Origin of the sequence: Pseudoalteromonas sp. 31A1, assembly GCF_011378815.1 — a bacterium.
Lineage (GTDB): Bacteria > Pseudomonadota > Gammaproteobacteria > Enterobacterales > Alteromonadaceae > Pseudoalteromonas > Pseudoalteromonas arctica.
Map to the genome: position 1 here is coordinate 19,953 of NZ_WTKY01000021.1, position 12,904 is coordinate 32,856.

11 protein-coding genes, 1 other RNA gene and 1 pseudogene are annotated in these 12,904 nt (G+C 38.3%); 6 read left to right on the forward strand and 7 right to left on the reverse strand.

The window, feature by feature from the left end; all coding sequences use genetic code 11:
- Positions 1–97 precede the first annotated feature (97 nt).
- Positions 98–802 carry a ribonuclease T gene (rnt, locus tag GQR52_RS16795; RefSeq protein WP_165729160.1) on the forward strand — a complete coding sequence of 235 codons (705 nt, stop codon included), beginning with the start codon at positions 98–100 and terminating at the stop codon, positions 800–802.
- On the opposite strand, the gene GQR52_RS16800 is transcribed toward rnt, so the two are convergent.
- Positions 786–2,411 (reverse strand): FapA family protein, encoded by a 1,626-nt coding sequence (locus tag GQR52_RS16800; protein WP_165729161.1) that lies wholly within the window; start codon positions 2,409–2,411, stop codon positions 786–788. The genes rnt and GQR52_RS16800 overlap by 17 nt on opposite strands.
- Before the next feature lie 264 nt (positions 2,412–2,675).
- On the opposite strand from GQR52_RS16800, the gene ssrA reads away from it, so the two are divergent.
- The 3 genes and pseudogenes from ssrA to GQR52_RS16815 all read left to right on the forward strand — a co-directional run bounded on the left by ssrA (position 2,676) and on the right by GQR52_RS16815 (position 4,102).
- Positions 2,676–3,032: a transfer-messenger RNA gene (gene ssrA, locus GQR52_RS16805) on the forward strand.
- Between the two features lie 159 nt (positions 3,033–3,191).
- Positions 3,192–3,404, forward strand: a pseudogene (locus GQR52_RS16810) (tyrosine-type recombinase/integrase); the annotation flags it as partial.
- Complete coding sequence (locus GQR52_RS16815; protein WP_165729162.1) at positions 3,401–4,102, forward strand: hypothetical protein; 702 nt, start codon at positions 3,401–3,403, stop codon at positions 4,100–4,102. The pseudogene GQR52_RS16810 and the gene GQR52_RS16815, both read left to right, overlap by 4 nt.
- 383 nt (positions 4,103–4,485) lie before the next feature.
- Here GQR52_RS16815 and GQR52_RS16820 read toward each other — a convergent pair whose 3' ends face one another.
- From GQR52_RS16820 to GQR52_RS16830, 3 genes are all read right to left on the reverse strand, one after another.
- Positions 4,486–5,577 (reverse strand): hypothetical protein, encoded by a 1,092-nt coding sequence (locus GQR52_RS16820; RefSeq protein ID WP_346774287.1) that lies wholly within the window; start codon positions 5,575–5,577, stop codon positions 4,486–4,488.
- Between the two features lie 156 nt (positions 5,578–5,733).
- Positions 5,734–6,030, reverse strand: coding sequence for a hypothetical protein (locus tag GQR52_RS16825; RefSeq protein ID WP_165729164.1), 297 nt, complete (start codon positions 6,028–6,030; stop codon positions 5,734–5,736).
- Positions 6,031–6,065: 35 nt separating this feature from the next.
- Positions 6,066–7,070, reverse strand: a complete 1,005-nt coding sequence (locus GQR52_RS16830; RefSeq protein WP_165729165.1) for a YHYH protein — start codon at positions 7,068–7,070, stop codon at positions 6,066–6,068.
- A 185-nt stretch (positions 7,071–7,255) separates the two neighbouring features.
- Between GQR52_RS16830 and GQR52_RS16835 the strand changes: the two genes are divergently transcribed.
- Positions 7,256–8,014, forward strand: coding sequence for a sulfite exporter TauE/SafE family protein (locus GQR52_RS16835; RefSeq protein ID WP_165729166.1), 759 nt, complete (start codon positions 7,256–7,258; stop codon positions 8,012–8,014).
- 179 nt (positions 8,015–8,193) lie between these two features.
- Here the strand turns inward: GQR52_RS16835 and GQR52_RS16840 are convergent, their stop codons facing one another.
- The 3 genes from GQR52_RS16840 to mnmC form a co-directional block, all read right to left on the reverse strand.
- A complete protein-coding gene (locus tag GQR52_RS16840; RefSeq protein ID WP_165729167.1) occupies positions 8,194–8,829 on the reverse strand; it encodes an NAD(P)-binding oxidoreductase in 636 nt (211 codons plus the stop codon).
- Between the two features lie 183 nt (positions 8,830–9,012).
- Positions 9,013–9,336, reverse strand: a complete 324-nt coding sequence (locus GQR52_RS16845; RefSeq protein WP_165729168.1) for a hypothetical protein — start codon at positions 9,334–9,336, stop codon at positions 9,013–9,015.
- Between the two features lie 67 nt (positions 9,337–9,403).
- On the reverse strand, positions 9,404–11,413 hold the full coding sequence (gene mnmC / locus GQR52_RS16850) for a bifunctional tRNA (5-methylaminomethyl-2-thiouridine)(34)-methyltransferase MnmD/FAD-dependent 5-carboxymethylaminomethyl-2-thiouridine(34) oxidoreductase MnmC (RefSeq protein ID WP_165729169.1): 2,010 nt from the start codon (positions 11,411–11,413) through the stop codon (positions 9,404–9,406).
- A 179-nt stretch (positions 11,414–11,592) separates the two neighbouring features.
- Between mnmC and fabB the strand changes: the two genes are divergently transcribed.
- The gene (gene fabB, locus GQR52_RS16855) at positions 11,593–12,804 is read left to right on the forward strand and encodes a beta-ketoacyl-ACP synthase I (protein WP_007582000.1); all 1,212 of its coding nucleotides are present in this window, start codon (positions 11,593–11,595) and stop codon (positions 12,802–12,804) included.
- The last annotated feature ends 100 nt before the right edge of the window (positions 12,805–12,904 follow it).

The following is a 12,904-nucleotide window of genomic DNA, read 5'->3' on the forward strand; positions in this document are numbered from 1 at the left end:
GCCTACAATTTTAAAGCAATAAATACTTAAATCCCCTAGCCTAGGGGGCATCAATTTTGACATAATAGTCAGCTTACACGTATAAACAAAGAAGACTATGGCAAATACTGAGCAAACACCTTTCGCAAAACGCTTTCGTGGATTTTTTCCTGTTGTTATTGATGTTGAAACTGCAGGTTTTAACAAAGAAACAGACGCCTTACTAGAAATAGCAGCCTCTGTTTTAAAAATGGATGACGAAGGATTGCTCAGCATAGATCATACTGTTCATTTTCATGTTCAGCCATTCGAAGGCGCTAATATAGAACAAGCCGCCATCGACTTTAATGGTATAGACCCGTTTTCACCATTACGTGGCGCAGTACCTGAAGATGAAGTAATTAAAGAAATATGTAAAGTAGTACGCAAAGCGCAAAAGGCTGCTGGGTGCCAACGCTCAGTTATTGTGGCGCATAATGCCGCATTCGATCATGGCTTTTTAAATGCAGCAATAGAGCGTAATAACATTAAGCGTACGCCATTTCACCCGTTTGTAAGCTTCGATACAACGTCTTTAGCAGGTTTAGCGTTAGGGCAAACTGTATTAGCAAAAGCATGTAGAGCGGCTGGTATCGAGTTTGATAACAGCCAAGCGCATTCAGCGCTTTACGACACAGAACGTACAGCTGAGCTTTATTGTTTAATAGTAAACCGCTGGCAGCAATTAGGTGGTTGGCCATTAGCGCCGCTAGATGATTGCGACGCTGAAACTGAAACTGAAACTGAAACAAAAAATGACGAAGACGCTAAAACGTCTGAGTAATTTTACCCTCAGTTAGCTTAACTAGGTGGGGCGGGTAAATACGCGAAAATTGTTTAGAATCTTTCGCTATTTTAAGCTCCACACCAGGGTGCATTAATTCGTTTACTTTTAAACGGCTACTGGCAAGTAATTGCGTTATTTTTTGCTTAATAAGTAGTTTTTGACGATTAATATGGGCAGAGCGTATTTTTATATGTTGTTCATTTTCAGTTATCTTATTCATGAATTGCTGGCGCTGAGCTGCCCCCGCAATTTTACTCGCTTTTTCACGAGCTTGTTGTAAAGCCGCTACTTTGGTTGCAAGTACTTTTTCAAAATCGGTTATTTGTGTTTGCTTTTGGCGAAGCTCAAACCAGAGCTGTGCTAAAAATACGCGCGTTTTAGTACCGGCTGGCGCGCCTAGTTCACCTGTTTCAATGCGCATAGCATCTAAAATATTACCGCCAATAATTTTACCTCGCGGGTCATTTGCTTTGCCTACACGTATTAATCGCCTAGCACTCAAATCACAATGCAGAGTTTGGCGTTCAATAAATAAATCTTGTTCGGATTTAATGTCGCAGTACTGGGCATAACCAATCGAAATAGTTCGCTGAGCGGTTATACAGCACGTAAATGCTTCCTCGCCTTCACGTTTTCGGCCAATTGCGCCAAGCATAATGGTTACCGCACTTTTACTTTCAACAGTTCCTGATTCTACAAAACCAAGTACCGTAATATCACCATTGGCTTTTACACGCATGCCGTCTTTAATATCGCCAGTAATAATTACGCTACCATCAAAATCAACATGGCCTGTACTTACATCTACGTTATCAAAGCATAAAACGTCATCTACACGCATACCACGGGGTAGGGCAACGGGCACACCTTTGCAGTCGGCAATAAGCATATTAGGATTATTAGGATCTACTTTTGTACCTTCGAAAGGCTGGAGTTGGTGATCTTTACCTGGTTTTGCACTAATTGAATCGCCAAATACCGTATAGCCTTCTTCTCCAGGGGTCGCTGCAATACGCTGCATTAAGGGAGTGCCAGGTTTTACGGTGATAATAGCGCCAAGGTTTTTCATATCAACCTTACCGCCTTCTTTAGCTTGTGGGCTGAGTACTCGGTCTTGAGCTGTTGAGCATAAACGCACAAATTTAGCATCGCTGCCTTCTTTTGGATTGCGCCCATGTGCAATTATGGCACTGTAAGAGCTTCCTGCTGGTTGCTCAAACTGCTGGCCTAAAAAGGTATCAAGCGCACGAGGACTTATTCCTTTTTTAACACCTGCATCAGCAAGTGCTTTTTGCGCGCCTTCCATAGACAAAAGTGCGCCACCTTTAGCGGTAGTTAATGTTGCTTCTGCGACCATGTTTTTTTCATCAATATTAATGATAAGCGACGCACCTACAGCTCTAGCAACGACAAGCGATACTTCCTGATAATTTTTAGTTGGCGCAAAAAGCTTTCCAATATTGGCAATGACAGCTTCGTACTCACTAAACTCAGATTGCTCTAGCATTTGCGTTAACTGAGTACTTGTAACAGGAAAACCACTATCAATAGGGTGACTTACTAAAGAGACAAACCCTGTACTTTTATCAAATGAAAAAACCGACATTTATAAATTCCTTAAATTATGCCTGTTATTATTTTTATTTTTTTACAACTAAAGGTTTAGAAATGACAAAAACCTTAACTCCTTATTTGAACACAGGTTAAACACATTGTTAAGTAAATGTTTATATAGGCTTGCACAAACTAAATTTTGGTTACTTAATGCGCGATTGGCACATGCAATTAAAATAAAGCGTTACTAGGCCTTGAGTATCAGTACTTTACTCAGTTATACTGTTTGCACGCTCTGAATTGAGTTACTAATTCAGGGGCTGATTAGGATTCGACGGAATTCAAGAAGCCCAAGGTGCATGTCGAGGTGCGGTTTGCCTCGTTAAACAGCCGCAACCTAAAGTAATCGCAAACGACGATAACTACTCTCTAGCAGCTTAGGCTGGCTAGCGCTCCTTCCATGTATTCTTGTGGACTGGATTTTGGAGTGTCACCCTAACACCTGATCGCGACGGAAACCCTGGCCGGGGTTGAAGCGCTAAAACTAAGCGGCCTCGCCTTTATTTACCGTGTTTGTCCGGGACTTAAAGGTTAATTAAATGACAATACTAAACATGTAGTACCGACGGTCGAGGCTTTTCGGACGGGGGTTCAAATCCCCCCAGCTCCACCAATAAAGGTTTTTGAAATCGTTATTCGAAAACCATAAGAAACCCGCAAATTTGTTAATCCAAATTTGCGGGTTTTTTTATGCTTATAATTTAATTATTAATGATCGTTTAACGTTTGTAGCAACTAAGCTTTAGCTGTTATTTCAGCGTCTTACAGTACAGTAAATAAAACAGATATTAATCTGCCAAACGGGCAGTTTAGCCATGTATTAAGGCATACCTTTACGAGTCACTTTATGATGAACGCAGGTAATATTTTAGTCTTGCAACAAATACTGGGTCATGCAAAGATTGAACAAACTATGGTTTACGCTCATTTTGCGCCAAGCCATTTAGAGGATGCTATTAGATTAGGCCCAAGGATTTGTGGATGAGTGATGATAAAGTATTTATTAGGTACGAAAAAGAAATTGATGATTGCTATGATGAGCATGACCATTATTTAAAATATAGAAGTGGAATTGACGAGAGTGAGTTAAAAAATTCAGAAGCATCTGATAAAGCTATATTAACAATTTCAAGCGTAGCAATAGGTCTTTTGTTTAACTACAGTAAAAATTATAGTTCTATTGATAACCATATCAATAACTTATTATTGATATGTGGTTGGTTTTTTATAGCCGGCTCAATGACATTAGTAATAATTAGCATGTATTTTAGTGGGGTAATGCTATCAAGAAATAGAAAAAGAATTGACTCAATTTTAAGAGAAAGATCGAACTTGATTAGAAAATTATATGAATATGAAGAAGTCGGAAAAGAAAGCAATTTTAAAATAAAGAAAGTAAAATTAGATAAAATCAAATTTAAAGAACCAAAAGTTTTGGGTTTTTTTACAAGAATATTCCACTATAGTTCGCCAATTTTTTTGATTATAGGAATCTTATTAGTAGGAATCTACTTCGCGTTCAATTTAAGTGAATCTAGCAAAACAAATGGTCAAGTAAAACCTACATTAAACAAAGTTATAAATACAATTCATACTATTAATAAAGAGGAAGTAAATAATGGAAGAACAAGATCGGAGAATACAAACACCACCACCACCTCCTCCTCCAAGGAAACCAAATAAACAAAATAATCAAAAAGGAAATAGCAATGTCAGATAAAAGCCAAAATCCTGTTGAAAGAAGCAAAAGTAGTGTGCCACCACCACCACCACCAAGAATGCCGCCTCCTCGAAAAGAGAGTAAATAATTTGTCCAATTTATGTCGATAAATAAAAGTTAAAGTAAGTCTCGACTAGATTACAGTAGAATCTAATATCTCCTTTTTAACTAAATTTTTGTTTTTAATAGGTTGTTTTTCGATTTAACTTTGTGGACGGGGCTCCCCCCTCCCAGCTCCACCAATAAAGGTTTTCGAACTCGTTATTCGAAAACCATAAGAAGCCCGCAAATTTGTTAATTCAAATTTGCGGGTTTTTTTATGGAATTTATAAAGTAAAAATAGAGTTTAAGAATTTTTAATTGCACGTAGCTTCATTTTTATCGCAATTATAAAAATACTAAATAACGAGAGCATACTTATTAACAACGTTAGATTAAGTATAGGGTTATTTTGCTCTTCGGTTCTGACTGGAGAGCTGTTTGTAGTTTGCGAGTTTTGATGTTGCCTAATATAGCTTTGGCTTATCCAATCTACCGCGTTTATCCATTGTACTTTGGCGGGATCAGTATTGTTGAGCATCCCTATTGTGTGCTTATCGTTATCTAAGCTTTTTGAAAGTTGTATCAGTTGCTGCCAAAATTCATTTTTAGGGCCTAGGTCGTCTATTTCTTGTAGGTGCTGTTGTAATTTGTCACCCCCCATCGTTTTTATATCAGCTTGTCCTGTACTTTGCGCGTAGCTATTTATTAGCGATGAAAAGCGACTAAAGTATTCATTACTTTTTTGCTGTGTAGGGTTAGCTGTTCGCTCGTTTGTTACTTTTTGTGTTGGTTGATTTAGGCTATTTTGATCAATCAAATATTGTTTATAGTTTTGGTAACTTAAGTTGTTTGTAGTTGTGTTATTTAGAGTGCCAAAGTTGTTTTTAAGTGCATTAACACTGATCACTACGCCTACTAAGGTAATAATACAAAGTGCGCAATAGCAAAAGTACAATGCGCTTTTTAAAGTGTTACGCAGTAGTTTATATTTATTATAACTTTGCTTAATAGCTGCAGCTGTATTTGGGGCTTCGTCTGTATCTAGGCGTTCATTTTGTATTGAGATACTTTTGTCGTTAGTACTTTCACTAATGTGTTTATCTGTATTTTTACTGTGCTCAGTGAGTGCTATTTGATTATTTTGAGATTGAGAGATTACAGTAATGAGTTGAGGTTCTACTTTAGTAATCAAACCTAGCTTTTTAAGTGAGGATTCTGTTTTAACAGCATCAATACTCGATAAGTCTTTTTTTAAAGCGTAAGCTTTTCCATCAAATAACTGAACAACAATATTATGAGGAATATTAAGAAGTTGGCTGAGTTGTTCTTGGGCAGAGGTAAGGTCAGTATTTTGATATAACTGACCATTAAAAACAATTTTAAATGTAGCGCTCACGTTAGTACCTTGCTTGTGTAATTCCATTTTTGGAATTTTATTTTTATTATTTGATACACAAAGCTAACTTAACAGATAAAGGGTATGCTTTCTAATGATTTGCGATTAAAAAAGCCTTAACAAACAGCGTTAAGGCTTTGGCGTGTAGCTGTTACTTTATCGTTTAGCGAGTGATTTTACAGATTGCTTTTGATCACTTGCTGGTTGGGTTGCTTTGTCTATTAATTTTTCAAGTGGTTTATTTCGAACGCACATAAGTACTTTGTTCATTGCTTGGCATGTGCCTGTCGCTTTTTTATCATGGCTTGTGTAGCTGCAATCTTCATTAATGGCTTTTGCTTCACATGCTTCCCAAGGCGCGTTTGAACCGTGGCCTGCATGGCTTAGCGCTGAGCATGAGGCAGCAAGTAAAAAGCCAGTGGTTAGTGCTTTTATCACGTTAAATATTTTCATTAGTATCTCAGTTAATTATTTGGCCAGAATGCGAGTTATCTTGCGGTAGCACCTTTAAAACAACCAATAAACATGTTTTCAGATACATCGGCTGCATGGTAGTGGTATCCGCGTGTATCGTCGTTGTGGCCTCTACATTCGTCTAAATCAGTGGGTTCTAATCCATCTTCGTTAAGCATGCCAAATATACCAAATCCATCGAGTGCATAACCCATCATGGCGGCATGACCGTCTGATTGGATTTGTGTTTGGCTACAACCTGCTTCACCGTGGTAGTGATAACCTGCTACTAAGTTAATATGGCCAGCGCAATCATCAAAGGCTGCAATAGTGTATGCGCCTAAAATAGCCTCAACAGGCGCGGGTGCAGCAAGTACAACACCATTGAGAGCAACACCTACATTGGCGTTACCAATACTGCTATTTTGAGTGGTTGCAACAGGCGTTATTGGAATTAAAAATGATTCTGATATACCGCCATCAACATAATCAATAGAGCATTCTACGCAGTGGTTTTGGTATTGTTCTTCTACGTTTGGGCGTGCAGCGCCATCACACGATTCTTGTGTGTCGGTTACATTTACAAGGCCTGTACCTTCGTCGTATAGTTGCCAATGACTATCGTTATATAATGTTGGTAGATTTAAAATAAAGTCTCCGGTTATATCGTAAACCTCACCGGTGCCGTCAAACCAAATACCGGCTTCGTCTGCTGTTGAGGTGATATTTTGAGGGCAAAATACACCAATCTCGTAATTTGAAGGCGCACCGGCAATATCAATTTTGTAGCATGAGGCTTCATCGCCATTACTTAGCGTACATGTTTGAGTGGTAATTGATGAAATGAGCGCATCGCTTTCAAAGTTAAAAGGGTCAACTTCTACAACAAAATCGGTTGAAGTATCTGTTGTAGTTCCCTCATCGGTGGTTGTTTCAGTTACGACGGTGCTTTCAGCATCGCTACCGTTACAGGCAGCTAAACCCAGTGCAAGTATACACACTGCAAGCGGTGTCAAAATTGGTGTGTTAAATCTTCTCATCAAAAATATCCGGTAATGAAATTGAATGTATAATATTTGTTAAATGTGCAAACAAAGTGCAAAAACAACGCAACATAGTACATAGCTAGAGATAGAAGCTGATAAAGTTGCTATAAATGCGTTTAGTACCTTTTATTGTTTAAAATACTGCGACTTAAAAGTACTTAAATAGGCAGTGGAGTTTTATGGATTTTTTATTTCCCGACAGCATGTCTTTATTTTTGTTTTTATTGTTAATGATCACCGCTGGCTTTACTTCTTTTATATCTGCTGCATTTGGTGCTGGTGGCGGATTAATGCTGCTTGTTGTTATGGCGTCGTTTATGCCAATGGCAGTTGTTGTGCCTGTGCATGGTTTAGTACAGCTTGGCTCTAATGCAAATAGGTTTTTACTCAGTTTTAAGCATATTGATAAAAGCATGTTTGTATATTTTGCGTTAGGCGGCTTAGTAGGGGCGGGGTTATCAAGTTTTGTTATTGATGATATATCGCTTGATGCTATAAAGTTAGTGGTCGCTATTTTTGTTATTTATTTACTGTGGGGTAAAACGCCACCTATAAAATTAACCTCTAAGGTGTGGCGTATGGTCGCCGGTGGAATAACTACTTTTATTTCTATGTTTGTGGGGGCAAGTGGCCCATTAGTTGGTAGCTGTTTATATATAAATAATTACGAAAAGTTAAAATTTACGGCAACGTTTTCGAGCATTATGAGTGTGCAGCATTTATTAAAAGCGATAATTTATGGCGCTGTTGGCTTTAGTTTTTGGCAATGGATACCGCTTGTAATTGCCATGGTAATAAGTGGCGCTGTAGGAACTTGGTTCGGAATTAAATTACTTAAAAGGATGGCTGGGGATAAATTTAAGCGTATTTTTAGGATAGTTTTAACGTTATTAACGCTACAACTTGGTTGGCAAGGTATAAAAATATTACTCCACTAATTTGCTTAGTGGAGTAAATTTAATTTTATTAAACATAAATTATTTAAGCGAATTAAATAATTCATTGCGCCAAAAAGTTACTGATATAGAGCGACTATACTGTAATTTTTTGCCTTATCGATGAATTACATATTCTTTGTAATAATTGTTCATACGTTTAATTAAATTGGTATTAAAGCTTATTTAACAGCGGCTTTAATTGGCTTGTCGCCATCAAACAACTTAAAAATGCGGTTACTAATAAATGAGTTGGTCGCAATATGTAATAATGCATTGGCTACGTTTTCGCGGCTAATTTTAGCTTCTGAACGATCACTTGGTTGCTGCGTAGTTACTTGCATTGAAGCACTATCATCAGTCAATGTGCCAGGGCGAACAATGGTATAATTTAAACCACTATTTATTAGGTGCTCGTCAGCCATGTGCTTAGCAACCAAGTAAGGTTTTAAATCACCTTGAATCGAATCTGGATCGTCAGCACCAATTGAACTGACCATAATAAAGTGATTAACGCCGTGCTCTTTAGCGAATGTAGCTGCTTTTGTTGCAGCCCATAAATCAATGAGTACAGTTTTATCATCGCCTGTACTTCCACCAGAACCAGCAGCAAAAATTACTTGGTCACAGCCTTTTGTTGCATCACCAAAATCGCCTTCAAGATCTTGCTCAACAATAGTTAAAAAAGAGCTGTTTAAATCGCTTAACTTATTTTTGTCACGCACTAATGCCACAACATTTTGCTCATTTTCTAAAAGTAGCTCAGTTGCCATTTTACCTATTTGTCCGCTTGCGCCAATAATTAGGGTCTTACTCATAATTAACTCCTTCCAATAAATAGTAAAAGTAATGTGCTTACAAACAGACCTTGGGGTAGGGGATTATTTTTAAAGGGTAAAAAAGAGTTTAAATGAGCTAATTTCAAAAAATACTTTAATTAAAGTGCGATGCTTAACTGAGTATTAAAATCAGCTGCTTTTGGCGTGTTTTTTTAGACCTTTTTATTCAACCATTATACTCACTTCGGTCACATAACTACGGCGGTATAGACTAATACGGACTTTATGTTCTTGGTAATTATAAAACAAAGTGCGATATGTACTATTGCCATTTGTTTTTGAAGGTTCACCTAATTTTTGCTGATAAAAGCGAGTGATATCAGAAATTGAATCTGTTAAATAACCAGTGCGTACCATTGGGTATTCGCTTGCTACGTCCATCGTTGTAACAAATTCTTCAGGAAGTGGGATTTCAGTGATGTTTTGGCTGAGTGCGTTAAACGATAGAGTGCATAGCAATATTATTAAAAATGCTAAAGTTTTCATTAGAGTCCTTTGAGTAATAAATTCCTTTTATTGGTACTTATTTTACCTCAATAAGCACCAATGTCATTTAAATTTTATTACGAATTAAGTCTCGCACTATAAACCGAGCAGGGTGAATAGCTTGGCTTACACGTTCGCTTAATGGGCGGGGTTCATTATTTAAACAACTTACGAGGTGGTCTGCACTTAGCGGTGCACTACACAGCGCGCGTGCGCCAAAACCGGTAAAAATATGCAGGCCTTGTTGTGGCTTATTAAGTTTTTCATATTGATAGCGTTTACCTAAACGTAGATTAGCAAAAGCCATTATGTAATCACTTTGTTCGCACCATTGCCCTGCCATTGGTAGGTGATCTATAAATGTGCAGCGAACAGCCGCCTTTGCCGAGTTTATATTGCCAAGGGTAGAGGCAAATTCACTTTGCTGATAAAAGCTAAGTAGTTGCTCTTGGTTTAATTGGTTGTCGAGCGCTGTAACTTGGCGGCTTTTAGTGTTTTTTTCAAATGTGGCACCCATGCAGTGATGATCTAAATAAGCCGGGGTAAAATACCCTTTATGGCATAGCACTGTTTTAAGTTTGCGTGATTGCTCACTTGCCTCAATATGTGAAACCTGACCGCGCACGCCTACTATAGGTAGCGCTTTTGTTTGCTTAAATGCATCGCTGTGCTCACCTGCACAAATAATTACATCGCTAAACGGGCCTAGCTGCTCATCATTCGTTAATAAAAACCAACCTTTGTCAGTTTTTTTAAGTTGTTTTATATTGCAGTTAAACACGCTTTTAAATGGGTTTATGCTATTTGCAGCGCTTAGCATAGCGTTTACTAATTGTGGCGGGTTAACCCAGCCGCCTTGTTCAAAAAATACGCCTGAATAACCTGTCGTTACGCCGGCTATTTCATCGCCTTGCTCTGCGGTTACGTTACGCATTAGCTGGGTTGGCCACAGTTGCTTTTGTGCTAAGTTTTCGTGCTTATCAGCGAGAGGTTTTTTCACTGCGTGTTGTAATACGCCGCACCAATCGTAATCAAAGCTAAAGCCGTTTTTGAGTAACTGGTTATACAAACGTTTGGCGTATAAAAAGCTATGTGCAAACAATTCACTGTGTGGCGAGTTTTTAGCTTGTAGGTGAGGGTAAATAGCGCCTTGCACATTGTGCGATGCCCCCATTGCAGGCTTTTCATCTTGGCAGAATAATTGGCTGGTTATGCCTCGTTTAGCCAAGCTGTATAAAATACAGCTACTGGCAATACCACCGCCAATGACCGCTACATTTTTTAAAGTACTGCTATCTTGATTAAAATAAGCGGGGGTTGATTGAGCGTTATTAACATGTTTAAGTTGGCCAGTAAGCATATCTTCTTTTTGATTAAAATCTTTGGCTTTTTTAGTACTAAAGCCAGCCTCTATTAATCCTCGTTGAACAAAGTCAGCGGCAGTAAAAGTCGATAAGGTTGCATTAGCTCTTGTTATATCAGCCATGGAGTTAAATAAGCTTTGCTGCCACATATCAGGATTTTTACTTGGCTCAAGCCTATTTAAATACCAAGCATCAACAATTCCTGTTTGCGGATAGCTCATTACTTGTATTGATTCAAGCGCATCACCAAAGTATAAATCGAGAACAACACTACCATTATTAAATTCGAGCCGGTGGCATCCTTCTAAATTAATTGGGTAGTTTACTGTTAATTGCTCACTAAAATAACTTAAGGTAGGCCAAGCTGTTAATGCTTGTTTTAAGTCTGTTAATGTTAAGGGATACTTTTCAAACGAAATATAGTGTAGGCGTTTTACGCTTTTTTCACATTCATTTTGAACTTGCATCCGCTCAAGGTGGTCTTTAAAGCGTTGCCACGTATTTAAAAAGTTTAAACCGGTGCCAAAACCGGTTTCGGCAATAACAAAATGTGATTGGTCATGATTTTGTAATCGTACATCTATATTATTTTGCTCATAAAACACATAATGCGATTGAGCTAAGCCATCGACATTAGAAAAATAAATATCACCGGAGTCATTAGTCAAAGGTTTACCTAAATTATTAAAGTGACTATGTGCGTTTTTAATCATGATTTTTTAAATTTATGGATATATTTTTTAATTATTTTACGGGTTTTCTTTGAAATAGTCTGGCGTTATTTATATGCTAGCAGTTCAGAGTACAAGTGTACGCTAGAAAGCTGACCACTTAGGTGATTAAATTCGCGTAAAATAGAATGCAATTAAGTATTAAGCTAAGGGAATTACCCATGAGAAGAGCTGTAATTACAGGTATCGGTGTTGTATCAAGCATTGGTAACAACAAAGAAGAAGTATTAGAATCGTTAAAAACGGGCAAAAGCGGTATCGCTTTTAACCAAGAATTTGCCGATTATAAGTTACGTAGTAACGTATCGGGTAAAATTGATATTGACGTTAAAGCACATGTTGACCGCAAAGCAATGCGCTTTATGGGTGATGCTGCTGCATATTCTTATATTTCGATGACTCAAGCAATTGAAGACTCAGGTTTGTCTGACGACCAAGTATCAAATGAGCGCACGGGTATTATTGTTGGCTCTGGCGGTGGTTCGTCTAAATGGCAAGTAGAAGCAGCTGATATTTTACGTGAAAAAGGCGTAAAACGTGTAGGGCCTTATATGGTTCCACGTACTATGGCGAGCACTACATCTGCTTGTTTAGCAACACCATTTAAAATTAAAGGTGTTAACTATTCAATTAGCTCTGCATGTGCAACATCTGCGCATTGTATTGGTAATGCAGTAGAACAAATTCAATTAGGTAAGCAAGATGTTGTTTTTGCTGGTGGCGGTGAAGAACTACACTGGACATTGGCAATGGAATTTGACGCTATGGGCGCACTTTCTACTAAGTACAACGAAACACCAGAAAAAGCGTCTCGTACATACGATGCAAACCGCGATGGTTTTGTTATATCTGGCGGCGGCGGTATTGTTGTAGTTGAAGAACTTGAACATGCACTTGCACGTGGCGCGCACATTTACGCTGAAATTGTTGGTTACGGTGCAACATCAGATGGCTACGACATGGTTGCTCCATCTGGCGAAGGTGCAGCACGTTGTATGCGCCAAGCTATGCAAGATGTAGACAGTATTGATTACTTAAACACGCATGGTACATCTACACCTGTAGGCGACGTTAAAGAGCTTGGTGCGATTCAAGAAGTGTTTGGTGGTAAGTCACCAATGATCAGCGCAACTAAAGCAATGACGGGTCATGCTCTCGGTGCTGCAGGTGTTCACGAAGCTATCTTCTCATTATTGATGCTAGAGCACAGCTTTGTAGCGCCTTCAATTAATATTGATGAGCTAGATGAGCAAGCGGCAGGTTTGGATATTATTACTGAACGTCGTGACGTTGAGTTAAATACTGTAATGTCTAATAGCTTTGGCTTTGGTGGCACAAACGCGACTTTAGTTATGAGTAAGTACAAAGGTTAATTTGAGCTTATAAGCCCTAAATATGTAAACACATGTCAGGGCTAAACTGCTTAAAACAAAAAAGGAAAGCCGAGGCTTTCCTTTTTTATTATCGAAAGTT